The sequence below is a fragment of the Acidobacteriota bacterium genome (assembly GCA_033549365.1).
In the GTDB taxonomy this organism is placed as follows: domain Bacteria; phylum Acidobacteriota; class Aminicenantia; order Aminicenantales; family Saccharicenantaceae; genus JAWSUF01.
Window position 1 is genome coordinate 198,776 of sequence record JAWSUF010000004.1, and the last position, 25,185, is coordinate 223,960.

Annotated in this window: 20 protein-coding genes and 1 tRNA gene; 5 read left to right on the forward strand and 16 right to left on the reverse strand. The window is 61.0% G+C overall.

From position 1 onward, the window contains the following. Positions 1 to 268: 268 nt before the first annotated feature. Positions 269 to 1,594: a TldD/PmbA family protein gene (locus SCM96_08240; GenBank protein MDW7760613.1), complete on the reverse strand. Its 1,326-nt coding sequence runs from the start codon at positions 1,592 to 1,594 to the stop codon at positions 269 to 271. A gap of 12 nt (positions 1,595 to 1,606) precedes the next feature. Beyond that, positions 1,607 to 3,142: a TldD/PmbA family protein gene (locus SCM96_08245; protein ID MDW7760614.1), complete on the reverse strand. Its 1,536-nt coding sequence runs from the start codon at positions 3,140 to 3,142 to the stop codon at positions 1,607 to 1,609. A gap of 153 nt (positions 3,143 to 3,295) precedes the next feature. On the opposite strand from SCM96_08245, the gene SCM96_08250 reads away from it, so the two are divergent. From SCM96_08250 to SCM96_08270, 5 genes are all read left to right on the forward strand, one after another. After that, positions 3,296 to 4,843: a peptidase S10 gene (locus SCM96_08250; protein MDW7760615.1), complete on the forward strand. Its 1,548-nt coding sequence runs from the start codon at positions 3,296 to 3,298 to the stop codon at positions 4,841 to 4,843. A 169-nt stretch (positions 4,844 to 5,012) separates the two neighbouring features. Then, complete coding sequence (locus tag SCM96_08255; protein ID MDW7760616.1) at positions 5,013 to 5,411, forward strand: hypothetical protein; 399 nt, start codon at positions 5,013 to 5,015, stop codon at positions 5,409 to 5,411. A gap of 111 nt (positions 5,412 to 5,522) precedes the next feature. Next, positions 5,523 to 5,608 (forward strand) — tRNA-Leu (locus SCM96_08260). A 108-nt stretch (positions 5,609 to 5,716) separates the two neighbouring features. Then, positions 5,717 to 7,255 carry an AbgT family transporter gene (locus tag SCM96_08265; GenBank protein ID MDW7760617.1) on the forward strand — a complete coding sequence of 513 codons (1,539 nt, stop codon included), beginning with the start codon at positions 5,717 to 5,719 and terminating at the stop codon, positions 7,253 to 7,255. Further along, positions 7,255 to 7,635, forward strand: a complete 381-nt coding sequence (locus SCM96_08270) for a DUF2784 domain-containing protein (protein MDW7760618.1) — start codon at positions 7,255 to 7,257, stop codon at positions 7,633 to 7,635. The genes SCM96_08265 and SCM96_08270 overlap by 1 nt, the downstream gene beginning before the upstream one ends. Before the next feature lie 123 nt (positions 7,636 to 7,758). Here SCM96_08270 and SCM96_08275 read toward each other — a convergent pair whose 3' ends face one another. From SCM96_08275 to SCM96_08340, 14 genes are all read right to left on the reverse strand, one after another. Further along, positions 7,759 to 8,508, reverse strand: a complete 750-nt coding sequence (locus SCM96_08275) for a sulfite exporter TauE/SafE family protein (protein ID MDW7760619.1) — start codon at positions 8,506 to 8,508, stop codon at positions 7,759 to 7,761. 150 nt (positions 8,509 to 8,658) lie between these two features. Next, a complete protein-coding gene (locus tag SCM96_08280; GenBank protein ID MDW7760620.1) occupies positions 8,659 to 10,461 on the reverse strand; it encodes an SLC13 family permease in 1,803 nt (600 codons plus the stop codon). Between the two features lie 52 nt (positions 10,462 to 10,513). Then, complete coding sequence (locus SCM96_08285; protein MDW7760621.1) at positions 10,514 to 12,961, reverse strand: glycoside hydrolase family 31 protein; 2,448 nt, start codon at positions 12,959 to 12,961, stop codon at positions 10,514 to 10,516. Further along, positions 12,958 to 14,106: a uroporphyrinogen decarboxylase family protein gene (locus SCM96_08290; GenBank protein MDW7760622.1), complete on the reverse strand. Its 1,149-nt coding sequence runs from the start codon at positions 14,104 to 14,106 to the stop codon at positions 12,958 to 12,960. The genes SCM96_08285 and SCM96_08290 overlap by 4 nt, the downstream gene beginning before the upstream one ends. Further along, entirely contained in the window at positions 14,090 to 15,244 is a 1,155-nt protein-coding gene (locus SCM96_08295; GenBank protein ID MDW7760623.1) for a uroporphyrinogen decarboxylase family protein, read from the reverse strand. Before SCM96_08295 ends, SCM96_08290 begins: the two co-directional genes overlap by 17 nt. A gap of 40 nt (positions 15,245 to 15,284) precedes the next feature. Continuing rightward, positions 15,285 to 16,352, reverse strand: coding sequence for a response regulator (locus SCM96_08300; GenBank protein ID MDW7760624.1), 1,068 nt, complete (start codon positions 16,350 to 16,352; stop codon positions 15,285 to 15,287). Continuing rightward, positions 16,349 to 18,319: a cache domain-containing protein gene (locus SCM96_08305; GenBank protein MDW7760625.1), complete on the reverse strand. Its 1,971-nt coding sequence runs from the start codon at positions 18,317 to 18,319 to the stop codon at positions 16,349 to 16,351. Before SCM96_08305 ends, SCM96_08300 begins: the two co-directional genes overlap by 4 nt. After that, positions 18,316 to 18,720 (reverse strand): response regulator transcription factor, encoded by a 405-nt coding sequence (locus SCM96_08310; GenBank protein MDW7760626.1) that lies wholly within the window; start codon positions 18,718 to 18,720, stop codon positions 18,316 to 18,318. The genes SCM96_08305 and SCM96_08310 overlap by 4 nt, the downstream gene beginning before the upstream one ends. 21 nt (positions 18,721 to 18,741) lie before the next feature. Continuing rightward, positions 18,742 to 19,272, reverse strand: coding sequence for an NADH-quinone oxidoreductase subunit NuoB (nuoB, locus tag SCM96_08315; GenBank protein ID MDW7760627.1), 531 nt, complete (start codon positions 19,270 to 19,272; stop codon positions 18,742 to 18,744). Between the two features lies 1 nt (position 19,273). After that, positions 19,274 to 19,810, reverse strand: a complete 537-nt coding sequence (locus SCM96_08320; protein MDW7760628.1) for a 4Fe-4S binding protein — start codon at positions 19,808 to 19,810, stop codon at positions 19,274 to 19,276. Positions 19,811 to 19,839: 29 nt separating this feature from the next. Continuing rightward, positions 19,840 to 20,742 (reverse strand): complex I subunit 1 family protein, encoded by a 903-nt coding sequence (locus SCM96_08325; GenBank protein MDW7760629.1) that lies wholly within the window; start codon positions 20,740 to 20,742, stop codon positions 19,840 to 19,842. Positions 20,743 to 20,744: 2 nt separating this feature from the next. Next, positions 20,745 to 22,430 (reverse strand): NADH-quinone oxidoreductase subunit C, encoded by a 1,686-nt coding sequence (locus tag SCM96_08330; protein MDW7760630.1) that lies wholly within the window; start codon positions 22,428 to 22,430, stop codon positions 20,745 to 20,747. Beyond that, complete coding sequence (locus tag SCM96_08335) at positions 22,424 to 24,343, reverse strand: proton-conducting transporter membrane subunit (protein MDW7760631.1); 1,920 nt, start codon at positions 24,341 to 24,343, stop codon at positions 22,424 to 22,426. Before SCM96_08335 ends, SCM96_08330 begins: the two co-directional genes overlap by 7 nt. Next, a complete protein-coding gene (locus tag SCM96_08340) occupies positions 24,340 to 25,182 on the reverse strand; it encodes an FAD/NAD(P)-binding protein (protein ID MDW7760632.1) in 843 nt (280 codons plus the stop codon). Before SCM96_08340 ends, SCM96_08335 begins: the two co-directional genes overlap by 4 nt. Positions 25,183 to 25,185: the final 3 nt, after the last annotated feature.

Consider the following 25,185-nt stretch of genomic DNA (forward strand, 5'->3'; position numbering starts at 1 on the left):
TGAATTCCTCCCTTCTTTCAATCGCATCACCCAACAGCCTTCGAAGGTCGGGGTCCGTGTCTCACCGGATGTGTCAAGCCGGGAAGCCGTTGAAACTTACCGAGGCCCCTCCCGGCCCGGCCGTTCAATCCGATGGCTGCCGGGGATTGGGAGATGGCATGATGGCAGATGATAGACCACAATGTTTCGGGATGTCAATTTGTTCTTCCATCATGAACGCCGGCGGCGGCGAAGCGGAAGTCCCTGCGCCTGGGGCGCGATCCGGTTTTTAAACGCCCGCGACGACGACCTTGTCGACGACCAGGCTGGGCATCCTCATGGACGAGTAAATCCAGGGGTCGTCGGCAACTTCGATCAGCCGCTCCCAGAACTTCAGGTGGTTGTCGGCGATGTTCATTTCGGCGACGGATTGAACGGGAACGCCGTCCTCGAACAGCCGCCCGGAAATCCCGATCGAGGTGTCGCCGGTCGTGGGATTGGAATTGCCGCCGATGAAGCCGGTGAGGAGGATGCCCCGGCCGAGGTCCTTCATGATGTCCGAAACGGAGCGGCTTCCGGGAGGAATGATCAAATTGGATGGCGATCCCGTCGTCGGTTCCCAGCCCAGTTTGCGGCTGTAATACCAGTCGATATAGTAATTGCGGAGAACGCCGTTTTCGACCAGAACCATCTTTTTGGCGGTCAGCCCGTCTCCGTCGAAAGTCCGGCTTCCCAACCCGCCCTGGATGAAGGGATCGTCGATCAAGGTGAAATGGCGTGAACCGACCGTCTTTCCCAATTTATCCAGAAGGAAGGATTGCTTTTGGTCGATGTTGCGGCCGTAGAGGGGCTGCAGGAATCCGTTCAGCATCCAGCCGGCCATGCGGTTGACGATGATGACAGGGAGGGTTTCGGTCTTGAGTTTCTTCGCTCCGAGCAGCAGGCGTGTGTTTTTCGCCGCTTCCCGTCCGATTGTCTTGGGGGAGGGCAGGCTTTTCCGGTCGGCCGTCACCGCATAGGCCCAGCCGTTGGGCCGGCGATCGCCCGCATCCTGCAGGGTCATCGAAGCCATCAGGGAATAGGATGTGCTTTTCCGCGCGCCTTGGAATCCGTTGCTCGAGATCATCACGGATTCCGCGGCACTGTCCCGGCTTTGGGCGGAGACCGAGATCACATCCTTTCCGCCTTCGGCCAGGGCCGCCGCTTCGGCCGCCTTGACCAGGGCATGCCGGTCTTCCGGCCGGAAAGCGCCGTGCCCGGGATCGAACAAACCGAGATCCCGGTCCTCCCGTCCTTCGTAGAATTTCGCGTCGGGAAGCGTCCTGAACGGGTCTTCCGCCAGAAGCTTGGTCGAGGCCACGGCATTTGCGATGAACGCCCTCATGGCGTTCCTGCGGAGGTCGGAGGTCGTCTGGCTGGAGTAACGGCCTCCGGCGAAAATTTCAACGCCGAGATTGCGGGTCGAGGCCTCCTTGATGGTTTCCGGTTTGCGTTCGCGGTAGCCGACCTCGACCGCGCGGTTTGAGGAAATGCGGACGCGGGCCTGATCGGCTCCCGCGCCGCGGGCTTCCTTGATTGTCCAGGCCGCAAGATCCATAAGTTCGTTCGACATCATCTCTCTCCTTCCTCAGCTCTTCACTCCGCCGACGGTCAGCGACTTGACGAGACAGGTCGGCTGTCCGAAACCGCAGGGCACGGCTTGCCCGGATTTGCCGCAGGCTCCCATGCCGCCCCGGCTCATTTCGAAGTCGTTGCCGACCAGAATGATGTTCCGGAGCATGCGGGGTCCGTTGCCCATGATGTTGACGTCCTTGATCGGCGCGCCGAGTTTGCCGTTTTCGATCATCCGGCCCTGGGAAACATAGAACGCGAAATCGCCTTCGCCGATATGGACTTCGCCGTTGCTGACGTCCTGGACGTAGATGCCGTTTCCGGCCCTGCGGATGACGTCCTCGACTCCGGCGGGCCCCGCTTCCATATACGTGTTTCTCATTCGGGGCACCGGGTAGTGCTGGTAGCTTTGGCGTCGGCCGTTGCCCGTGGGTTCGAGTCCGTAATGGCGGGCCGAGATCCGGTCGTGCATGTAACTCCGGAGAATGCCGTTTTCGACGAGAACCGTCCGCTGTCCCGGGATGCCCTCGTCGTCGATGTTGATCGAGCCCAGCATGTGGGGCAGCGTCCCGTCATCCACAATGGTGACGAAGGGTTCGGCGACCTTTTTCCCGATCATGGTCGCATATGTGGAGACGTTTTTGCGGTTGAAATCGGCTTCCATGCCGTGACCGATGGCCTCGTGGAGAAGAACGCCGGTCACACCCGGGCCGAGAACGACCGGAATCTCTCCGGCCGGCGGCTGCACGGCGTCGAAGAGGATGACGGCGTCGTCGACGGCCTTGCGGGCGATTTCTTCGACGTCGGCCGATGTGTAAAAATCAAACCCGCGGCGGCCGCCCAGGTTTGCGTAGAACTGTTCGCGGCGTCCGTTTTTCTCGGCCACGACGAAGGCCGCAAGATAGGAGCGGGGCTGAAGGTCTTCGGCACGCCGGCCGTCGCTCGAGACGACCAGAATCCGCCTCTCCTGATCGTGAAATTGGGCCGTGACCTTGACGACGAGCGGCGAGCGGTCGAAACACTTTTCGTTGACGTCCAGGACAAGGGGCAGTTTGGATTCAAGAGGAACCGAGGACAGCCGCTTTTCGAGGGGATAGGAATCAAGATTTTTGACGGCGATGCTTCTCGCAACGGCCTTTCCGGCCGTTCCGGAGGCGATCGTAGCCGCCGTTCCCGCCGCCGTGATCATGGCGCTTTCGGTCAGTTCCTGGGTGAATCCGTAACCGACCTGGTCGCCCTTCACGGTGCGGATACCTGCGCCCAGGGCGATGTCGCTCACGGCCCGGTTGACCTTTCCGTCCTCGAGGACGATCCAGTTTGAGACCGTGTGTTCGAAGAAGACATCGGCGAAATCGCCGCCCCGGGACAGAGCTTCGCCGAGGATCTTGCGGCAGAGGGCGTCCGATATGCCGAATTCCCGCTCGAAATAGCCGGCTTCGACGGCCGCGGAGGGCAGGACGGACCATCCGTGGGCCAAAACCGGCGCGGCGAGGCCCGCTGCAGCCGCCTTGGCCGTTGCCTCCAGGAAACGTCGCCTGGTGATTTGACGCATGAAAGACCTCCTTGAATAAATAGGAAAATAACGTTGATAAAGACGTGATCAGGCAGGGAAAGGTTGCCCGATCCCAAAAAAACAGCAGTAATGTCTGATATATCTTGACAGGGGCAGAGGAGTTCTTTACGTTAAGGAGGTTAGGAGGTGGCGATGCGAAGAAGATCCATTATTACGGCTCTTATCCTGGCAACGGTATTGACGGTGTCGTGGTCGATTGCGCAACAGCGTCCCGGAGCCCCCCCGGACTCCCAGCGAACCGGGCCGCGGCAGGCGGCGGAACGCGAATACGCGGGCCCCAACGAGGAAAAGGTCTCGCAGACCCAGCACGTCATGCGCCTCGGCGGGAAGGAGATCCGGTATACGGCCACGGCGGGCACGGTTCCGATCCGTCTGGACGACGGGAACGTTGCCGCCCGAATGTTTTTCGCGGCCTACACGAAGGACGGCGAGGACGTCAAGACGCGTCCCATCGCCTTTCTCTTCAACGGCGGCCCCGGATCCGCAACCATCTGGCTGCACATGGGGTCGTTCGGCCCGAAGGTCGCCAAGATGGCCGATGAGGGCTTCCAGCCGGCGCCTCCCTACGAACTCGTCGACAATCCTTACTCGCTCCTGGACGTGTCGGACGTCGTCTTCATTGATGCGATCGACACCGGCTACAGCCGCGTGACGCCGGGAACGGACAACAGCCGGTTCCACGGCCAGGACGGGGATATCCGCGCCTTCGGCGAATTCATCGCCGAATATCTGCGGACTTACAACCGTCACCCGTCCCCGAAGTTCCTGATCGGTGAAAGTTACGGCTCGATCCGCAGCGCCGGCCTGGCGCTGGAGCTGCAGTCGCGCCACGGCATCGAATTGAACGGCATCGGGCTTCTCTCGGCGCTTTTGACCTACCAGACGCTCCGGATGGCGCCGAACAACGATATCGCCTGGGCCGTTCAGATTCCAACCTACACCGCGACGGCGTGGTACCACGAGAAACTCCCGCCCGACCTGCAGAAGATGACGATCGCCGAGGTTGTCGACGAGGCGCGCACGTTCGCCTTCGGCGATTACGTGTTGGCCCTGACACGGGGCAATACGCTGAGCGATGCCGAGTGGACCGCCGCGGCGGAAAAACTGGCGCGATACACGGGCCTGTCAACGCGGTTCATCCTCCAGGCAAACCTGCGCGTCGACCCTGGCCGCTTCCGCAAGGAATTGCTGCGCGACCGGCGTCTTGTCGTCGGACGCCTTGACAGCCGGTTCACGGCCCTCGATGCCGATGCGGCGGGCGAATACCAGGAGTTCGATCCGTCGAATACGGCGCTCACCGGGCCTTACGTCGCGGGATTCACTCACCACGTGAAGAACACCCTGAAATGGGAAACGGATCTCCGTTATCAGACACGGGGCAATGTGAGACCCTGGACCTACGTGCAGAACAACTTCATGGACATGACGGAGGCCCTGCGCTCCACGATGGCCCGAAATCCCTTCCTCAAGGTGTTTGTGATTTGCGGCTACTATGACATGGCCACGTCGGTGGGCGGCATCGAGTTCAACATGTCACATCTGGCCTATGACAGGCAGATCACCGACCGGGTGTCCTTCGGGTACTACGAGGCCGGGCACATGATGTACATCCGCCCCTCGGCGCATGCCGCGCTCACCAAGGACCTGGCGGCCTTCATCCGGTCGGCCGCCGGCCGCTGACGAGCCCGCAGCCGGCGAGGTCCCTTGAGCCGCCGGCTTATGATGCCTGCCCAAGGATCGGCTGGCACGGTCTTCAAAACGGAGAAGCCGGGCCGGAATCCGGGCTCGCCGGATAGACTGCGCTTTACAAGGCCGGGGGGATCGGATAGGCTGATCTCGAGGACCGACCATGAGACGAAGAGATCCCCAGGCCGTCTACCGCCTCGGAATCGTCGTCATTGCCGTCGTCATGTTTTTCGCCGCTCTCGGAACCTTGACGTTCCGGATCGGCAACCATGTCTTTGGTGTCTTTGAACGGACCCTGCCCGTCGATCCTCTCGTGTCCGACGCCTTCCTTTTCCCCGATGTGCTGCTGTCTCTGCTCTTGATCATTGGGGCGGTCCTCCTGATCCAACTGAAGAAGTCGGGCCTGTTCGTCGCGCTCATCGCCCTGGGAATGTGGCTTTTCGACATTCTCGTCGTCCTCGGCCTGGCCGGGCGCGGGAACATCGGATTTCTCGGGGCCACGCTGATCTTTGTTGCCTTTTCCCTGTATTACCTATGGAACCGCCGGGACATCTTCGATTGACGCCTTCGATTGCCCTGCCCACGGGCTTCCCGGATTGACTTGGTCGAATGAGACCCGGTTCTTGACGGCGCCGCGCAAAAAAGGGATCATGTCGTCGTGATTGGCGCGTCCGCCGGGGTGGCGGAAATGGCAGACGCAAGGGACTTAAAATCCCTCGCCCCGTAAGGGGCATACGGGTTCGATTCCCGTCCCCGGCATTCCCCCAGGTTTTCCGGCGTTGACAGTCCCGCCGGCGATGTTTACACTAAGCGGCGAAGGAAAGCCGGGTTTTCCCGGACTTTCCCAACCCCGTTTCGGGAGGGCCGATGAAAAAATTCGCCGCCGCACTGAAAAGAGGAACATCGCGCGCGTTCTCCAAATCTCTGGACATCATCGAAACCGTTGGCAACAAGCTGCCTCATCCGGCCACGCTGTTCGCCCTGCTGGCGATCACGGTCATGATCGTCTCCTGGGTGGCCACACAGCTTTCTTATCAGGCCATCCATCCCGTGAGCGGAGACCCGATCACGGTGAAAAGCCTGATCAGCGCGGAGGGCATCCGCTGGATCTACACCAGTGTCATCCGCAACTTCGTCAACTTTCCCCCCTTGGGCTATGTTCTCGTGGTTATGGTCGGCATCGGCGTCGCCGAAGGATCGGGCCTTTTCACCGTCATGATCCGGGCCCTCGTCCTGGGTGCTCCGAAGAAAGCCGTCACGGGGGCCATCGTCGCGGCGGGACTCCTTTCCCACCTGGCATCCGAGGCCGGTTATGTGATCCTGATTCCTCTCGGGGCCATGATTTTTCATGCTCTGGGGCGCCATCCCATGGCCGGATTGGCGGCCGCGTTCTGCGGAGTGAGCGGCGGGTTCGGCGCAAACTTCCTGGTCGGATCCGTGGATCCCATCCTGGCCGGGTTGTCCACATCGGCGGCCCGGATCATCGATCCCGCCATGACCGTCAATCCCGTCGTCAATTTCTATTTCATGTTCGTCTCGGCCTTTCTCATTGTTGTTCTGGGAACCTGGGTGACCGAGAAGATCGTCGAGCCCCGGCTGGGGCCTTACGATGGTCCCGCCGAAAAGGTCCCGGTCGAGCAACTGACGCCCATCGAAAAGAAGGGGCTGAAAGGGGCCGGCTGGGGCGTTCTGGCGACCGTCATCGTTCTGGCCCTGACCGTCGTTCCCCGATGGGGAGTCTTTCGAAATCCCGTGGACGGCACGGTTCTGAACTCACCCTTCTTCGACGGCATCATCATTGCCATCCTGATCTTCTTTTTCATTCCCGGTCTGATCTACGGTTTTATCGTCAAGTCCATCAAAAGCGACAAAGACGTCGTCAAGCACATCACGAAATCCATGAGCGGCATGGCCGGCTACATTGTTCTCGTCTTTTTCGCCGCCCAGTTCGTCTATTTCTTCAGCTACAGCAACCTGGGTCTCGTCGTGGCCATCAAGGGTGCCGAGGGCCTCCGGAACATCGGCTTGACGGGCGTCACGCTCATCATCGCCTTCGTTTTTCTGTCGGCCCTCATCAACATGTTCATGGGTAGCGCCTCGGCCAAATGGGCCATCATGGCGCCGGTTTTCGTTCCCATGTTCATGCTCCTGGGTTACCATCCGGGTCTGACCCAGGCGGCCTTCCGGATCGGCGATTCCGTGACCAACCTCATCACGCCCATGATGAGCTACTTCGCCCTGATCGTCACCTTCTCCCAGAAATACAACGAACGCTACGGCATCGGCACGATCATCTCGACGATGCTGCCCTACACCCTGATCTTTACCCTCGGCTGGACGATTCTCCTGGTGATCTGGTTCTTCCTCGGTCTGCCGCTCGGCCCGGACGGACCCCTCCACCTTTGATGTGGGCTTTTTTAGATAAGTTCTTTTTTGTTTTTCATTCGGCCGTCATCGTCTTCGTTCTGACCGGCTGGATTTGGAGAAAGACACGGAAGGCCCACCTCCTTCTCGTCCTGGCCGTGGCCTTTTCCTGGTTCATCCTCGGCCTCTGGTACGGCTACGGCTACTGTCCCTGCACCGATTGGCATTGGATGGTCCGGTCCGAACTCGGCATCCATGACATGCCGTCGTCCTACACCAAATTTCTCATCGACGCGTTCACGGGCTGGGATGCCGATCCCCGCGCGGTGGACATCCTGACGCTCGTTCTTCTTATCGCCGCATTCATCGCTTCACTGGCGACAAACCTTGCGGATCGGCAAAGGAAACGCCGTAAGTTTTAGGCGCAATCCCATCATCCGGGTGTCATAAACCCTCCGAAAGAGAAGAAATGAAGAGCTTGTGAAAAGAAAAAATTAGTCCGGCCATGAAAAAGAGAGGTGATTCAGGGCCGGAACGGAAGTCGGTCAGCCGATGAGCATCTTCAGCGCCCCGGCCGCCAGGATCGCGGCCAGGATGATTCTCAGGGTTCGTTCGGGAAGGATTCCGGCTCCGGCATAAGCGCCCGCCGTTCCTCCGGCGATGACGGCCGCACTGAGAACGAGAACGGTCCGAAGATCGAAATTTCCGCGAAGAATGTGTCCGGTGAGCCCGCTCACGGAATTGACGGCGATGAAGGCACTGGAGAGCGCAGCCGCTTTCTTCGCGTCGCCCCAGCCCGCAAGCAGAATGAGAGGAGCCAGAAAGACACCCCCGCCGATGCCGACCATTCCCGATAGGAATCCCAGAAGGAATCCCGCCGGGGCTCCATAAGACCAGAGCGTTTTTTGTGGGACGGGTTCAGATTCGCGCGCCTCGGCCCGGCCGCGCAAAGTCATGGCGGCTGCGGCAAGGAGCGAGAATCCCAGGAGCCATGTGAAAACAGAGGAAGCGAGAGGGATCAGGCCGCCAAGAAATGCCGCAGGAATGGAGGTGACGGCGAAGGGGATGAACATCCGGGCGGAAAAGTGACCGCCTTTTCTGAAAGCCAGGAAACTCAACGAGGCCACGATGATGTTCAGGGCCAGAGCCACGGGAGGAACGGCCGGCGAGGCGATGCCGAAGAGCGCGAAAAGAGCCAGGTAACCCGAAGCTCCGCCCTGACCGGCGCTGGCGTACAGGGCCGCAATGAGGAAAAAAAACGGGAAGATCGTCCAGGGCAGTTCAATCCCCGTCATGTCAGGAAGCCCTTGCCGGATCCCACCGATATCTGGAGATATGTCCCTTGTCGGCATGGGGGGCTGGTTGCAGATCGGATTCACCTATCGAATTGAGCATTGGGATACATGCGACTCTGCAGGATGTTGGGTTTAAAGTCGTCAGGTGCGTCATGGGTGAATGGGCGTAAACGGCCAAACCAGCGGAATAACGATCATGGCCGCGATGAAGATGAGGATGTTCAGGGGAGCTCCGACCCGAGTGAAATCAAGGAAGCGATACCCCCCGACGCCGTAGACGAGAACGTTGGCCTGGTGCCCGACGGGAGTCAGGAACGTCGTCGAACCCCCGATGGCAATGGCCATCAGAAAGGGATGGGGTTGGAGATTCATGCCGATGGCGATGGAGATCCCGATCGGGGCCAGGAGGACGGCGGCCGCGGCGTTGGACATGACTTCGGTAATCAGGGTCGTGAAAAGAAACAGGCAGGCCAAAAGCAATAGCGGTCCGGCTCCGCCGGCGAGGTCGACGATGTGCCCCGCCAGCCAGGCGGCGGTTCCGGTGTGGCGCTCGTCCATGGCGATGCCGAGCGGCATCATGCCGGCGATGAGAAAGATGACCCGCCATTCGACGCGCTTGTACATGTCCTCGACCTTCACGCAGCCCGTGACGACCATCAGGACAACTCCCAGGAATCCGGCGACCGAAATGTGAAGAAGACCGGTCGCAGCCGCGGCGATGATCAGAAGCATGATGCCGCCGGCCAACGGGGCTTTTTCCACCTGGCGCGGTTCGTGGTCGAGCCGGTTGACGACAAGAAAATCGCGGCTTTCAGCCAGCTTGGTGATGGCCTCCGGAGGGCCCTGGACGAGCATCAAGTCGCCGAGTTGAAGAGGGACATGTGCGTACCGTGCCGGGATGGCCCGCTCGCGCCGCCTGAGAGCCAGGACAAGAACGCCGAAGCGCTTCCGGATGTCGGCGCCCTTGATGGTCTGGCCGAGGATGGAGGCGTTGGGCGCGACGGCCACTTCCGCCAACTGCACGCCGCCTCCGGTCAGTCCGGCGTCGGTGAATTTCTTTTCGATATGAATCTCGAGCTGTTTCGACTCCCGAAGTTCCATGAGGCGGGTGATGTCGCCTTCGACGACGAGCCTGTCTTCGGCCTCCAGAGTCGTGTCGGGTCGGGGGAGAATCGTCTTCATGACTCCGTCCGTCCGTCGGCTGATGCGCAGGACGGTGAGTCCCATGTCTTTCTGCAGTCTGGACTCAAGAATCGATTTTCCGGCAAGCGACGACTTGTCGGAAACCACAACTTCGGTGATGTAATCCTGGAGCTGGTACTGGCGGGTGAAATTGGCGTCTCCCTCGCGGACCGGAATCAGATGGCGTCCGGCAAGGGCCATGTAGACGACGCCGATACCCAGGACGGCCAGCCCGGTCGGAAGGAAATCGAACATTTTGAACCCTTCGAACCCGGATTCTTCAAGGGCCTGGGAAACAAGGATGTTGGGCGGTGTGCCGATCAATGTCGTCAGGCCGCCGAGAAGGGATCCGAACGAGAGGGGGATCAGCAGCTTGGAGGCCGGGTACTCGGCCCGGCGGGAGACGGCGAAAACGGCCGTGAGCAGGATGGCGGTTGCGCCGATATTGTTCATAAAGGCCGACATTGTGCCGACGGTGAACATGACGAGGACGGTCAGGACGATGGGATTGCGCCCGCCGATGCGGACGAGGAATTCGACGACGTGGTCGGTGAGCCCGGTCCGGACGATTCCCGAGCTCAGGATGAACATGGCGATCACGGTGATGACGGCGGGATTGCTGAAGCCCGAGAAGCCTTCCTGGATGGTGACGGTTTTGGTCAGGAGCAGGATGAGCGCGACGCCGATGGCCACGATGTCGGGACGGACGACTTCGAGGGCGAACAGGGCAAGCGCCCCCGCGATCAGCGCAAGAATGAAATAATGTTCCATGTCCTTTTCCGGCCCAATATATGCGATTTGGATCGAAAAGAAAAGATGGGCCTCAGTTCCGGGGATCCGGCCGCCAGAGGATTTTGACGTCTTGGGATGCCCTGTCTCCGCGGGCCAAGAGGTTTTTGTTCCGCCCGGCTTTTTCCAGATAAAAGTCCGTCCGACCCTCATCCTCGAAAAACCTGAATGCGGACGGGAGGCCCGGCCAGATTTCCAGAACAAGGGGATCGACCGGACATCGTGGTGCGTTGCCCCGGATCTGCGCCACAGGCAGGATTGCACCCGAGCGGACGAATAAAGGGATCCGGTCGAGAGGCGCTCGGACGTCGATGACCCGGCCCGGCGGATATTTTTTCCCAGTTCGGAAGTCCATCCAGAATCCCTCTCCGTCCTCCGGATCGTCATGGGTCCCAATCGGAGCCGATCCCAGCTTCCGGAAGTTCGCTGTGTTCCCTCCGAAAAGGCGGGGGCCTTCGGATCGCCTGAGTTCGGGAAGATAGACGCGCCGTTTGCCGCCGGGTTCGACCAATGGAGCGACGAGGAGCCATGGACCGAGCATGAACTCGTCCTCCCAGCCATGAACATTGGGGTCGTCGGGAAAGGCCAGCGGCAGAGACCGGATCACGGGAAGTCCCGTCCGGGACGCTTCATGGGCCAGGCTCCGGATATAGGGAAGAAGCCGGAGACGCAACCGCACGGCCTTGCGGACGGCTTCCAGAGCCCGGCCGCCGAAAATCCAGGGTTCCCGCGGTCCGTCGCCGTGCATCCGGCTGTGCGAACAGAGAAGACCGAACTGAGCCCAGCGGACATAGAGTTCGGCGGACGGCATCCCCCGAAATCCGCCGATGTCATGGCTCCAGAAGGCCAATCCCGACATCCCCGCGCTCAGACCGCCGCGGATTGTCGCAGCCAGACTGTCCCAATCCGCCGCCGGATCCCCCGACCAGGCCACCGGATAGCGCTGGCTGCCGGCCGTGCCGGCCCGGCTCCAGACAAGCGCATATCCACGCTCGTCTTTCGTGACTTCGGCAACGGTCTGATTGTAGAGAAGGGGATAAAGGTTGTGCATGACCGCCCCCGTTCGCCCGTCATGAAAGACGGCGTCTTCCGGGATGTCCTCTCCGAAATCCGTTTTGAAGACGTCGACGCCCTGTCTCAGAAGCGGCCGGTGAAGATCCTTGAACCAGGCCAGGGCTCCGGGATGGGTCAGGTCAACCGCGGCGACCGGAGCGTTCCAGGATTCCCGACGTTCGGACAGACGCACGTTCCCGTCCGGTCGGGGAGCCAGCGACAGACCGTAGTCGAAGACATAGGGCCGGCCGTCGGGCCGGCGAACGAAAAATCCGCGCTTCCGGCCGAAGGCGAAGAGATCGCTCTCGACCGAGATGTAAGGATGTTCCCAAAGACAGAGACGCATTCCGAGGCCGTGGATGCGACGGATCAGACCTTCGGGATCGGGGAATGTCTCGGGATCCCAACGGAAGTCGCAGTATGTCCTCCAGCGCATCCACCAGGGATCGATGTGGACGACTGAAGCGGGGACGCGGCGACGCTTGAAGCCTTCGATCAGGGCTTCGACTTCGGCCTGAGTCCGGTAGGTTCCCCCCGAAGATATCCAGAGCCCGAAGCTCCAGGGGGGCGTCACGGGCGGCCGTCCGGTGAGTTCGGTGTAGCCGTGAAGAAGATCGACCGGTGTCCGGCCGTGGATCACAAAGAGATCGAGACGGTCATCCTCGACGGCGATATTCAGGCTGCGAATGGATGAGCTTCCGACATCCCAAGTGATCCGGGCGCCGGAGTCGACGAAAAGCCCGTATCCCCGGGTACTCCACAGGTACGGGATGTTTTTATGGGAACTTTCCGTCGTCGAACCGAGGGCGTCCCGGGTCCAGGAGACGATGACTTGTCCCGACTTGTCCAGGCGCGTGAATTTCTCTCCCAGGCCGAAGAAGCGTTCCCCCGGCCGGATATGAAATGAGGCCGTGAAGACCCGCCCTCGCCCGCCTGCGATGCCGTCGGCGATCCCGAAAGGAAAAGCCAGAGGCCGTCCGAGACCGTCAATGTCTTCCGTGCCGTCCTCAAGGATCATGCGGCCGCGGCCGTCCGTGATAGTCAGGCGAAAGGGGTTTTTACGGATGACAAGCCCGGTCCGGGGGCCGGAAATATGAATTCTATCCTTCGTTTCACGGACCGAAAGCGGATGCGGAGAGCCTGCGGATGGAATCATCATTCCGGTCGGAAGACTCGGCCTCGCGCCGGCCGGGCGCATGGATATTTTCATGACCGAGGGGCGGAGGGTCTCAACTTCGAAAACAGCGGTTTTCCCGGTTTCCGCCAAGAGGTCGAGCCGGACCCGCGTCTTTCCGTCTCCGGCGAAAGACCATCGTTTCCATGAGCGGAAGGCGTCGAGTCCGGGCGGAGCTCCGGGGGCGGCGGAGCCGTAATCCGGGATCGATTTTTTACGGTTCGAGGATCGGTTCACAGACCGTCGTCGACTCATCCCAGGAGCTCCGCGAGGGCTTCGATGTCGGTCTCGGGCCAGTCGTCGCCGATCAGGCCGTTCGTTGCGTCGACATGAATGAAAAGTCCGCGGTTTGTTGTCCTGGCCGCAAGAATCCGCGAGACGAAATCGAACATTCCTTTGAAAACGAAATCGCGGTTGAGTCCGACCCGGCAGGCCAGGACGACGCGTCCGCCGAACCGATCGGAGACCGCCCCGAAATCCGTTTCGGAGGCTCCGAATTCAAGACCGCGCAGCCCCGCGAACTTTTCGAGGCTCGGAAAAAGATGAGCCCAGTTTCCGCAGGAATGGAGATAGACGCCGCCGAAAGTCTCCGCGATTTTTTCGAGATAGGGCAGGCTGAATTCATCGTGAAGCGCGGGGGACAGCATCACCCCGGAGTCGTTGGAAATCGAGAGGGCCGTTCCATCGGGAAGCCAGGGCTGGAATCCGCCGGGCACGAACTCCGCGCCCATTTCCACGACCAGGCGGCGCTGTGCCCGGGCGAAATCGATCAGAAGGTCCGTGGTCAGGCCCAGAAGGTGATGCATCTCCCGGGGATGGGTCAGAAGAGCCTCGAAGAACCGGGTATGACCAACGATAAGCGCGGCGTTGTCCACGGGACCCTGGAGATCGGCCAACCGGATGGGGAAGCGACCCGACGTCCGCTCGATAAAGACCCGCGAGGTATCCAGGATGCGGCCAAGGACACCGGCCTGCAACCCCGGTGGCTCGATGTCCATGATCCGGCTCAGGTCGTCGAGGGGCAGGGGACGAACCGACGGAAAATCGGTCTCGTGCCAGACCACGTCGCAGCCGAAAGCCGAGGGCAGGGCGACGACGCCGAGCGTTGGACAGAGGGCGGGGACAAGGTCGCCGGGGAAGGCCGACTGCCCTTCGATCTCCTCGATCTGGGCGGCCAGGAACTTTTCGGGATCGGTCAGCCGGTTGAGGACGGTGTCCCGCCCCTCCGTCGAAAAGAGGGCGCTTCGCACGGGCCGGCCCTTTTTCAATCTCTCTCCGGTGTATCCGATGAGGAAGCCCGGACGTTCCTCGTTTTCGAGGCGCCACAGCCGCTCCAGGAAGCGGCGGGTCTCACCGATGCCGGAACCCGATGACCCGGCCTGCTCAGTCGTATCGTCCATAGCTTTCGGCCGCTTTCATCATCGCATTGATATTCTCGATCGGCGAGCCGGGCGCAACGTTGTTGCCGTCCTGGAGGACGAACCCGCCGCCCGGAGCCAGTTTTTCGATGACCTTGCGGGACGCCTCCATCACTTCCGCGGGCGTTCCCGAGAGGATGATCCGGGGATCGACATTGCCGTAGAGAACGATCCGTCCGCTCATGACCTCGCGGATCCTGTCCAGGTCGACGGCCCAGCCGAATCCCTGGAACTCGTGGATGTCCAAACTGTCGCGGAAGATCTCCAGGAGATGGTCGGACTTGCCGCACATGTGAAAGAGGGCGTTCCCGCGGAAATGAGAACGGATGCGGCAATCCGCGGGAAGGACCAGATCCTTGAACATGCCCGCCGACAGCGAGACGGCAAGATCGTCCGACCAGGCGATATCTCGGGGTTCGGGAAGACCCTCGAGGTCGCAGGCGAAGTCGAGCCAGGCGAGCATCTTGTCGATGATGATCCGCAGGAGTTCGCGGACGAAATCCGGGCGCTCGGCGCAGGCCAGGAAGAGTTCGGTTGCGCCCATGAGGTCACCGGCGATGCCGAACGGGCCGTCCGATGTCCGGGTCAGGGACGGGCGTGCCCCGGGATAAAACACGAGACCGCCGAGAAAGCGAACGGGATATTTTTCAGCAACCCGAATCATCCCGTCCCGGAATTCCACCTGGCGGGCATTGAGACCGGAGCCGATGAAGTCCATGGCTTCCAGCCGAGTGAGGTCGGTGTCGTCCTGAACCCAGTGCGAAGCCACCCAGGGGATGTCGTTTTCTGGGAATTCGATCCGGCAGCCCAGGCTTCCCGCCTCGAACGAGTTCTGAAAGTCGGACCAGGCTCCGACCCAGGGACCGGTAATAACATGGGCGTCCGTCCGAATATTTTCCAAATGCCATTTCTGGGCCCGGATTTGGGTCCGGAGCATGGTTTCGGGATCGGCGTAGTAATCCCGAAAGGACGTTCCGGTCTTGGGGATGAGGAAGCGATGGGCCAGAGCGGGAATGACGGGAACCCGGTCGGGCCGGCCGAATCGCCGGGCTTCCGCAACGCGGGCGCGCCGGGCTTCGATCTCCTCGACAGGGATCCCGATTTCGATGATGTCGCTCATGGTGTTCTATGACCGGAGCACCGGGCCTGACGGTCCCCCGTCAGGTCTTGAGAGGCAGCGCGACGAAGAATTCGGCGTATCGACCGGGCTCGGATTCGGCCCAGATCCGGCCGCCGTGCTTCTCGACGATCTGGCGGCAGATGTAGAGACCGAGGCCCGATCCCTTGACGCCTTCCGTCCCCGGCTGCCGCAACCGCTCGAAGCGCTTGAAGAGCCGGTCGCGGATGTCTTCGGCCGATATGCCGACCCCCTCGTTGTGGACCGAAAAGATCATCTCGCCGCCCTCCCGGCGCATTCGCAGCCTGACCGGCGTTCCTTCCCGGCCGTACTTGACGGCGTTGACGACCAGGTTCCGGACGACGATCTCGAGCAGGCGGGGATCTCCGTGAACGACGATGTCCTTGGTCCACTCCGTTTGGATGTCCATGGCTTTGGTGTTGTCCTTGACGCCGGGCGTATCCAGGGCCTCGTTGACGACCGCCGCGGCGAAGGGAACCTCTTCCTTGAAGGCCCCCAGCTTGTCGAGTTCCATCCGCGACAGGTCGATGTAACTCCGGATGATGTCTTCGAGATATTCGCAGTTGCGGAGAATGGACTCCACGATTCTCTGCTGGCCGGGTTCAAGGCGGCCGAAATAACCCCGGTGAAGCGTCGAGGCCGTCGTGTGGACGGCGGAGACGGGGCTTTTAAGCTCATGAGACACGATGGCCATGAGATCGAGCATCTTCGCCGGAGCGATGTCCTTTTTGGACTGGACGGCGTTTCGGACGACGCTCCGGATCTCTTCGGGCGTAAAAGGCTTGGGAATGTAGTCGAAGGCGCCGTTTTTGAGCGCCTCCCGGGCCGTTTCGACGTTGGCGTATCCCGTGAAAATCACGACGATGATGTCGGGTTTTTCCTGACGGAGAGTCTTGAGGACGTCCATGCCGCCGAGTCCCGGCATCTTGAGGTCGGTGACGACGACGTCGTAGTCTTTGGCCCGGGCCATTTCGAGACCCTCCTCGCCGGAGAGCGCCGTCTCGACCTCCCATTCGTCACCGGTGAAGATCCGCCGGCAGCTCCGGAGGACGATGTCCTCGTCATCGATGAAGAGAAGCTTGGCGCTCATGATTCCTCCTTGGCGCTCTCCCAGGGGTTCGGATCGGGACCGGCTTCCCTGCGGGGAAGCCGGATGGTGAATTCCGTACCCTCGCCGACCTTGCTGCGAACGGAGATCGACCCGTTGTGGCGCTGGATGACGCCGTAGGTCACGGCCAGTCCGAGCCCCGTCCCCTTGCCCTTGTCCTTGGTGGTGAAAAACGGCTCGAAGAGTTTTTTCATGTTCTCTTCGCTGATGCCGACGCCCGTATCGGCGAACTTGATGACGATCTCGTCTCCCGAGGGATCCCTGTGGGTGGTAATCATCAGGCGGCCGCCGTCGGGCATGGCATCGGCGGCGTTCACGGCCAAATTGTTGATGACCGACCGGATCTGCCCGGTGTCGACGCTGATCAGGGGCAGCGACCGGTCGTAGTCCCTGACGATGGTGATATTCTGAAAGCTGACGTTTTTTTCGATAATGCGCAGGGAGGCGTCGATCAGGGCGTTGATGTCGACGTCGATTTTTTCCGGCCGGCTGTCCCTGGCGAAATCCAGAAGGCCGCGGACGATGGTCCGGCAGCGCAGCGTCTCGTCCTGAATGACCTTGAGGTCGTCCTCGTGAGGCGTGCCTCTGAGCTCTTCGAGGAGAAGGCAGCTGTAAGTCAAGACTCCCGTCAGGGGATTGTTGATCTCGTGGGCGATCCCCGATGCCAGGCGGCCGATGGAGGCCAGCTTCTCGGACTTGAGGATCGATGTTTCCGCCAGATTCTTGAGCCAACGGTCGCGTTCCTCGATGGCCTCGGTCATCTTGTTGAAGGCCGTGCCGATGTTCCGGATGTCCTGGTCGTCTCCGGGCCGGATCTCGATTTTTGCGTAATTGCCCCGGGCGATCTCGGCCGAGGCGGTGATGATGCGTTTGACCGGGCGCGTGGCGGCGCCGATGAGATAGACGGCCACGGCCAGAGCCAGGATCGTCGTCAGGGCGATGACCTGAAGAAACGAGACGGTTGTTTCGCGGAGGATGGCGTTGAATTTATCCTCGAGAATTCCGGCGTAGAGGATTCCGATTCTCCGGTCGTGAATGTCGTAGATGGGGGTGTATCCCGAAAGATACCAGGCATCGACGACGAAGGCTTTCCCGACGAACGTCCGCCCTTCCTCGAAGACTTCCCGAAAGACCTCCTCCGAGACCTGGGTGCCGATGGCTCTCCGGCCGTCGCGGTCCTTGACGTTCGTGGCCACGCGGACGTCGCCCAGAAAAATCGTCGTCGTCCCGACTTCTTTGTCGTTGAATTCCTCGTCCCGGAAGACGAGGTTTTTGAACCGGTCGATGAACGTCTCGTTGTTGTTGAGAACGATCGCCGCGTAGAGGATGCCGATCATCCTGCGGCCGGACATGACGGGCGCGACCAGCTTGATGACCAGGGCCCGGTCCTCGACCAGGACGTCCCGCGGCTGCGCATGGGGTGTCGGGATCACAGGGATCAGGGTTCGGGCGGCCAGCATCGGACCTTCCCGCCGGATGTCCTCGTTTTCGAGGACACCCGTTCCGAAAACCGGTTCCCGGTTTTCGAGCACCCACTTGACGTAGCTGTAATGGGCGATGCTGTCGCCGTATTCCTCGAAGTTATTGGCCCGGACAAGCACCTGGCCCCCGGCGTCGACGAGGTTGACGATGTCGAATTCGAATTCCTTCTTGATCTGTTCGAGTTTGGTGAAGAGGAATTCGCGGTCCCCCCTCGCCACCGCCTGGACGATTTCAGAAGTCTTGGACAGATAGTTCACGATGCGGGCGCGCTTGGCGATTTCCTCCCGGTAAAGGAATTCCGTCGCGGCCAGGCTGCTTTCAACCGAATCCTGGGCCTCGCGGATGACGTTCCGATCGATGATCCGGACGCCGACGAGAATGGACAGGGCGCCCGTCAGAAGAACGATGGACAGAAGCCCGACGATCAGCTTGAGGCGGATGTCGGACCGGTTGAGAAACTTGATCAATTCAGGGCGGCCTCGATTTTTGCCAGAAGATCGTCGATATCCACCGGCTTCGTCAGAAAATCGTCGATGCCGGGAAGGAAGTTTTTGGAGTCGTCGAGCGAGAAGCGGTTGTTCGTGACCTGGTTAATGGCCGTCAGCAGAATAATCGGAATGTTACGGAATTCCCGATAGCGCGAGCTTTCCCTGTCGCTCCGGATCTGGGCGGCCGCTTCGAAGCCGGCCGTGTCGGTTTCCATCATGACGTCCAGGATGAGGAGGTCGGGTTTTTCCGCGAGAAGCGTTTTCAGGCCGGCTGAGCCGCTGAGCGCCGTCACGACCTCGTAGCCGTTCGCTTTCAGGGCCTGGCCGAGGCTTTCGACGAGGTCTTTGTCGTCGTCGATGAGAAGAATTTTCTTGGCCATGAGCATTCCTCCGGTGGATCCTTAGTCCTTGAGAAGCTGGTAAATGACGTTCCGGTCCTCCCAGGCCTTGCTGCGCTCGTAGGCGTCGATGGGGAATTCGACCTGCTTGAGTTCGACGGGCGCCGCCTTCTTGTCGACCAGGCCGAGCGCCAGGGCCACGCCGTAAATGATGGCCTCAGGCCGGGGAGGGCAACCGGGGACATAGAAGTCGACGGGCACGGCCTGGGCCCCGCCGCCGGTGACATTGTACGTGTCGAACCAGCAACCGCCTCCGACCGCGCAGGAGCCGATGCCGAAGACGATTTTCGGGGCGGGGATGGCCGCATGAGCCCTGCGGACCAGGGGCAGCGTCGGACGCGTGACCGAACCGGACAGCAGCATGACGTCGGCGTGCCGCGGCGAGCCGACGAGCCGGATCCCGAAGCGCTCGACGTCGTAGTAGGGCGTCAGGACATTCAGGATTTCAATGTCGCAGCCGTTGCAGGCGCCGCTGTTGCAGTGATAGACCCAGAGGGATTTGGGAAAGAATTTTTTCGATAACTTGGCCAGCATGTCATTCTCCGAGCTTATGGGGACGTTGGAAGGATTCGGTCTCGCGAAGGATCCGGGGCTCGAACTGTTCCGATGTCCGGCGCAGGACGGTCCGGGCCTGGAGGCTGTCGTAGCGGAATCCCTTGAGGTCGAGCCGGTCGATGAGATTCGTGATCTCCATATCGTAACACCGGCCGCATCTCCGGCAGGTCAGCATGAAGAGTTCGAGGTTCTGGGTGATGTCCTCCCGGTCATTCGTGGCCAGCTCGAATTGTTCGGTCATGGCGATGGCGTCTTCGGGACAGACATCGGCGCAGCGCCCGCAGTACATGCAGCGCGATCCGTCATAGAGGAGAACGCGGATGTCCTGACAGATGTCGCGGACCATGATCGTTCGGGCCGGGCAGTGGTCGGCGCAGCCGCCGCAGCCGACACATTTCGTATGGTCCCAGGCCGGGGCACCCCGGAAGTCCTCCGGGGCGGGACGGGGTTCGAAGGGATATTTCAAGGTAACGACGCCCGGCTTGAGAACCAGGAGGACCTGTTTGATCTTGCTCATAAGCCACATGATCTTCTCCTTTGCCTCGGCTAGAAGCCCTTGACGGCCAGACCGGCGGCGACGAGGGCGACGGCGATCAATCCGGCGTAAAATTTTACCGCCTGGTCGATGCGGAATCTGGGGTTCGTCGCGCCGATGATTGCGATCAGGACAAAGACGACGAGGATTCCCAGGAGCTGAATGAGAATGTCGGCCGGCCCGAAACCCGTCGCGGGAAGCGGCACGAAGACGCTCACGAAAAGGAAGGCGTAAAACATCTGCTTCATCATCATGGCGTACTTGAACAGACCGTAGAAAGCCCCGCTGTACTCGATGAAGGGTCCTTCCAGAATTTCCACCTCCGCCTCGGCGATGTCGAAGGGCTGGCGGCCCACGAAGGCCTGGAGAGCCAGGAGGTAGACGGACAGCATGAGAACGGCGGAGATCCCGTAGCCGGCGCTTCCCAGCGGGGCCATGGCGGCGCTCAGCTTGAGGCCTCCGGATTTGACCGCCCCCAGAATGAGCGTCATGGCCAGCACCGGTTCGATCATGATCATAGTCGCCATCTCCCGGCTGGCCCCGATCAGAGCGAAGGTGTTGCGGCTGGCCAGGGCGCCGAGCAGAACACAGACCCCGCCCAGGACGAGCATGTAGATGAGCGAGATAATGTCGGTGCGCTGCGTCAGGAAGTTGGCCTTGCCTCCGAGGGGGATCATGGCGGCGACGGTCAGAACGGCCGCGAAGGCGCCCAGAGGAGCCAGCGAAAAAGCCCAGTTCCGGGCTGAGTTCATGCGCTCCTTGCCGAGAAGCTTGATGAGGTCGAAATAGGGCTGCAGGAGCGGAGGGCCCTGCCGCGACTGGATTTTGGCCGTGATTTTCCGGGTCACTCCCTGAAACAGCGGCGCGAACAGGAGGAACACGGCGACATTGACGAAGACATAGACGATGTCCATGATCATCTCCTCCGGCTCCGCGGCCGTCTCGCGAGTTTTTCGAGGCCGCTTGGGTCCAGAATTGTCCGGGACTTCTTCTTCATGTCGATGACGACGACGCGATCGGTGCAGGAAAAACAGGGATCGATGCTGCCCAGGATAATGGGAAAATCGGCGAACTGGTTGTTGAGCAGCATGTCGGGGACGCCCTGAAGATTGGCGTAGGTCGGCGCCCGGACCTTCCAGCGCTCGGGCCGGTTCTCCTCGCCCGTGATAACGTAGTGGACGGATTCGCCGCGGGGCGCCTCGACGGTCGACATGCCGTGCCGAAGAGGAGGGAGGATTTCGGAGAATTCGGTGAGCAGAGGGCCGTCGTTCGGCATGGTGTCCAGGGCCTGCCGGATGATCTTCACGGATTCGAAGACTTCGAGGATCCGGACGACGACCGTGCCCCAGACATCGCCGCTGTCCATGACGGGAACAGCGAATTCGACCGCGTCATAAGCCGCGTAGGGATGGTCGCGGCGGGCGTCGATGTCCACGCCGCGGGCCCGGGCGACCGGCCCGATCAGACTCCAGCGGCGGGTCTGCTCTTCCGTAAGAAACCCGACGCCCTTGGTTCTCTTGTGAATGGACGTGTCTTTCAGAACCGCCGCCTTGACTTCGAGGACCTCCTTTTCGACGGTTTCGAGGGTTTCGCGGAGTTCTCTTCCGATCTCCGGGGTGATATCCCGGCGGACGCCGCCGATCACGATCATGCCGTAGGTTTTGCGGTTGCCGGTGATGCGCTCCGAAAGCCACATGATGCGCTCCCGGATCCGCCAGGCCTGCATGAACAGCGTGTCGAAACCGATGAGATGGCCGGCGACGCCGAGCCAGAGGAGGTGGGAATGCAGCCGCTCGATCTCCAGCAGGATGGTCCGGATGAATTCGGCCCGCCGGGAAATCTTGAGTCCGGCGGCTTCCTCGACGGCCTGGGCGTAGGCCGCGGCATGGACGGAACCGCAAATGCCGCAGATGCGTTCGGCCACAAAGGGAATTTCGTTGTAACTGACCTGCGTCTGGCAGAGTTTTTCGATGCCGCGGTGAGTCATGAATCCGCGATAGTCGCAGCCCTTGATGGTTTCGCCGTCGACGTAAACCGCAAAATGGGCCGGTTCATGAAGACTCGCGTGAAAGGGCCCCACGGGAACGACCGTCGTTCCGGGTGGAGCTTCGTCCAGTTGGTAGGCGACGTCCTCGGCTGCGGGCGGGACCAGATTGTGGGGCACGTCCTTGCGCAGCGGATAAATGCCCTCCGGCCAGTCGTCGGCCAGGATCAGGCGTTTCGGTTTCGGATGGCCTTTGAAAGTCATGCCGAGAAGGTCGGCGCATTCCCGCTCCGTCCAGCCCGCATTGGGGATGTCCGGGGTGATGGAGTCGAACACGGGATCGTTCGCGGGGGCCGATGTCCGGAGGGCCGCCAGGATTCCGTCCCGGTCGAAAGCGAAAGTGTGGATCAGGGGGAGCGTACCGTCGCGTTCGATGCTGTCCGCGCCGAACCCGACCATGTATCTTGCTCCAAGTCCGATGAGCCGCGCCGCGGCGGCCCGGAGGTGCTCTCTCGGGATGTCGAGATAGACGCGGTGGGGAAGAGGAATGTCGACGGTCAGTCCGGACGTGCCGAACTCCGTCTCCAGCGTTTTTTTCAAGGTGTCCGGCGTCAGCATGATGGTTCTCCTCGATGGTCGACCGGAAGAGTTTCATGATCCTGCGGTTCGCCTCCGGTCCAGCGGAACAGCTTCTTGAAGGCTGCGAACATGCTCTTGTCCACGTAGCGATTGATGTTTTCAGGTTCCTTGTAGCCGCAGAGCCATGTCTGAGCCGGAACATCCTTGGCTCCCCCCGCACGTTTCAGGAGGAAGGCCAGAATCAGGGCACCAAGAAAGACGGCGAAGAGAATGAGAGGGCTCAGAGCGGCCGCGATTTCCCCAGGGGGCAGGGAGGGCGGATATCTCAACCGGATGCCCGAGAGAGAAAGACGGAGAATGCCGTCCCCGGCCATGACGGATAAGGAGTTTTCGGCGATGAATCCCTTGGATGCGGCGAAGACCCGGCCGAACAGGCCGTAAAAGAGAAGAGGAAACAGTCCCTGAATCACGCAGATGGCGGCGAGCAGGATTTTGGGAATCAGCATGGCCGCCGGGACCTCCCGGACCGTCTTTTTGACCGTCCATTCCGTCCCCGAGGATGTGAAGGCCATGCCGAAGAATTTGACATAACAGGCCAGGGTCACCGCACTCGTAAAGAGGGCGACAATCCCGAAAAACAGCAGAGCCGCGTCGCTCCGGCCGGCCAGAAGGGAACTTGAGATGATCGACCATTTGCTGGCGAAACCGCTTGTGGGCGGCATGCCCGAGATTGAGAGGGAGGCGATCCCGGCCAGGACGGCGGTGAGAGGCATGAGCGTGATCAGACCGCCGAGCCGGTTGAGATCTTTCGTTCCCGTGGCATAAAGGAGGCTTCCGCCCGTCATGAACAGAAGGCCCTTGAACACGGCGTGATTGACGATGTGATACATCGCGCCGACCGCGACGATGACGGCCAAATATTGTGCCGCCGCGTCGGTCGAAGGAGCAAGAACAAGCACGAGGCCCGAGGCCAGGACGATGTAGCCGATCTGGCCGATGGAGCTGAAGGCCAGCAGCCTCTTGGCGTCGCTCTGTTTGACGGATTGGACGGTGCCGATGAAAAGGGTGATCGTGCCGAGGGCGGCGATGCCGATTCCCCAGGCGCGGATGTCGAAATTCTCTTCCGCCTTCGGGGCCATGAAAAGAAACGTCCGCATCAGGCCATAGACGCCCGTCTTCAGCATCACGCCGCTCAGGAGCGCGCTCACCGGAGACGGAGCCACGGAATGGGCCCCGGGAAGCCAGAGCCGGCCAAGGGGCCAAACGCCCGCTTTGATGCCGAAGCCGACAAGCAGAAAGGCGGCGAAGGCGGCCAGCGATCCCGGAGACGTCCCGCCCATTTTGGCCATGATGGCGTGAGTGTCCTCCCCGAACCGGTAGCCGTTGACGAACCAGGCCCCGGCGACGACGAGAAGCCAGGAGATTTCCATGAGGACGAGGTAAGTCACGGCGATCTTGACGTTTTCTTTTTTTCGGTGTTCGTAGCGGATCAGGAAGAAAGAGGCCAGGGTCATGATCTGCCAGGCGATCGTGAACCCCGTGGAGAGATCGTCCACCGTCACCAGGGCGGCCATGCCCAGAATAAAGAGCGGAAAGGCGGCATAATAGCCGCCCGCCCCGTAGTCTTCGTAGTGTTCCATGTAGCGGATCGAATAGAGGGCGCTCAGGGCCGCCATGACACCGATGACGATCAGGAAGAGTCCGGAAAAGCCGTCGATGAGGAAGGGCAGCGCCAGCGGTCCGAGACGGACGGTTTCGATACCGGCCGAGGCTCCGCCGACGGCTTTCAACCCCGCCGTCACGATCAGGCCGCCGGAGGCGGCCGCGGCCAGGAAATTCACGATTCCGGCCAGGCGTTTGTTTTTTGCGAGAAACGGAGCGATCCCGGCCGAAACGGCCAGGATGCCGAAGGCGGCGAAGAGATAGGGCGTGAGGGTTGCATTCGGGCTCATATCTGTTCCCCCAGCGTTTTGATCTGTTTGTAGGTGTAAACCGGGCCGTCCGTGCAGACCAGGGTTCGGCCGATGGCGCAGTGCTGGCATTTGCCGATGCCGCACTTCATGTGACGTTCGAGCGTCGAGATGATGTGCGCATCTTTCAGTCCCCGTTTCAGAAGATCCCGGATCACGGCATTGAACATGACCGGGGGGCCGCAGACAAAGGCGACGGTGTCCTTGACGGGAATGCCGGCTCTCTCGACGAGGGTGTTGACGAAGCCGACGTGCTTGGTCCAGCCGGGCTCGGGATTGTCGATGGCGATGTGAGTTTCGAATCCGTCCGTCTTCAGCCATTTGTCGATCATATAGGTATACATCAGGTCTTTTGACGTTCGGGCGCCGTAAAGGAGAAGGATCCGGCCGAACTCGTCCCGGTGCTGCAGAACGTGGACGATGGAGGAGCGAAGGGGGATGAGGCCGATGCCGCCGGCGACGTAGATGATGTTTTTTCCTTTGATCTCCTCGAACGGGAAGCCGTTGCCGAAGGGACCGCGGATTCCGATCTTGTCGCCGGGTTTGAGATCGTGGAGGGCGCGGGTGACCTTGCCGACGCTTCGGACCGAGAGGTGGAGGCGGTCGTTTTCGGGGCTGAAAGGCAGGGATACGGCGAACTCCCCGGCTCCGAACACGGTGCACATGATGAACTGGCCGGACCGGATGCGGAAGTTCCGGCCGGCGGCCTCGTCGACGAACCGGAAATAGAAGGTCTTGACCTCGTCGATCTCGTCCTTGATTTCATCGACGACGGCGATTTCTGGGACGGTGACGATGGCGGTTTCTGTTTTGGCATTCATGGG

Excerpts from the sequence above, each read along its gene's own strand:
- SCM96_08245 (MDW7760614.1), bottom strand. The coding sequence starts at position 3,142 with ATGCGTCAAATCACCAGGCGACGTTTCCTGGAGGCAACGGCCAAGGCG.
- SCM96_08320 (MDW7760628.1), bottom strand. The coding sequence starts at position 19,810 with ATGAGCAAGATCAAACAGGTCCTCCTGGTTCTCAAGCCGGGCGTCGTT.
- SCM96_08295 (MDW7760623.1), bottom strand. The coding sequence starts at position 15,244 with ATGAGCGACATCATCGAAATCGGGATCCCTGTCGAGGAGATCGAAGCC.
- SCM96_08285 (MDW7760621.1), bottom strand. The coding sequence starts at position 12,961 with ATGAGTCGACGACGGTCTGTGAACCGATCCTCGAACCGTAAAAAATCG.
- SCM96_08340 (MDW7760632.1), bottom strand. The coding sequence starts at position 25,182 with ATGAATGCCAAAACAGAAACCGCCATCGTCACCGTCCCAGAAATCGCC.
- SCM96_08335 (MDW7760631.1), bottom strand. The coding sequence starts at position 24,343 with ATGAGCCCGAATGCAACCCTCACGCCCTATCTCTTCGCCGCCTTCGGC.
- SCM96_08270 (MDW7760618.1), top strand. The coding sequence starts at position 7,255 with ATGTGGGCTTTTTTAGATAAGTTCTTTTTTGTTTTTCATTCGGCCGTC.
- SCM96_08250 (MDW7760615.1), top strand. The coding sequence starts at position 3,296 with ATGCGAAGAAGATCCATTATTACGGCTCTTATCCTGGCAACGGTATTG.
- SCM96_08265 (MDW7760617.1), top strand. The coding sequence starts at position 5,717 with ATGAAAAAATTCGCCGCCGCACTGAAAAGAGGAACATCGCGCGCGTTC.
- SCM96_08300 (MDW7760624.1), bottom strand. The coding sequence starts at position 16,352 with ATGAGCGCCAAGCTTCTCTTCATCGATGACGAGGACATCGTCCTCCGG.
- SCM96_08330 (MDW7760630.1), bottom strand. The coding sequence starts at position 22,430 with ATGCTGACGCCGGACACCTTGAAAAAAACGCTGGAGACGGAGTTCGGC.
- SCM96_08255 (MDW7760616.1), top strand. The coding sequence starts at position 5,013 with ATGAGACGAAGAGATCCCCAGGCCGTCTACCGCCTCGGAATCGTCGTC.
- SCM96_08290 (MDW7760622.1), bottom strand. The coding sequence starts at position 14,106 with ATGGACGATACGACTGAGCAGGCCGGGTCATCGGGTTCCGGCATCGGT.
- SCM96_08325 (MDW7760629.1), bottom strand. The coding sequence starts at position 20,742 with ATGGACATCGTCTATGTCTTCGTCAATGTCGCCGTGTTCCTCCTGTTC.
- SCM96_08280 (MDW7760620.1), bottom strand. The coding sequence starts at position 10,461 with ATGGAACATTATTTCATTCTTGCGCTGATCGCGGGGGCGCTTGCCCTG.
- SCM96_08240 (MDW7760613.1), bottom strand. The coding sequence starts at position 1,594 with ATGATGTCGAACGAACTTATGGATCTTGCGGCCTGGACAATCAAGGAA.
- SCM96_08275 (MDW7760619.1), bottom strand. The coding sequence starts at position 8,508 with ATGACGGGGATTGAACTGCCCTGGACGATCTTCCCGTTTTTTTTCCTC.
- SCM96_08310 (MDW7760626.1), bottom strand. The coding sequence starts at position 18,720 with ATGGCCAAGAAAATTCTTCTCATCGACGACGACAAAGACCTCGTCGAA.
- nuoB (MDW7760627.1), bottom strand. The coding sequence starts at position 19,272 with ATGCTGGCCAAGTTATCGAAAAAATTCTTTCCCAAATCCCTCTGGGTC.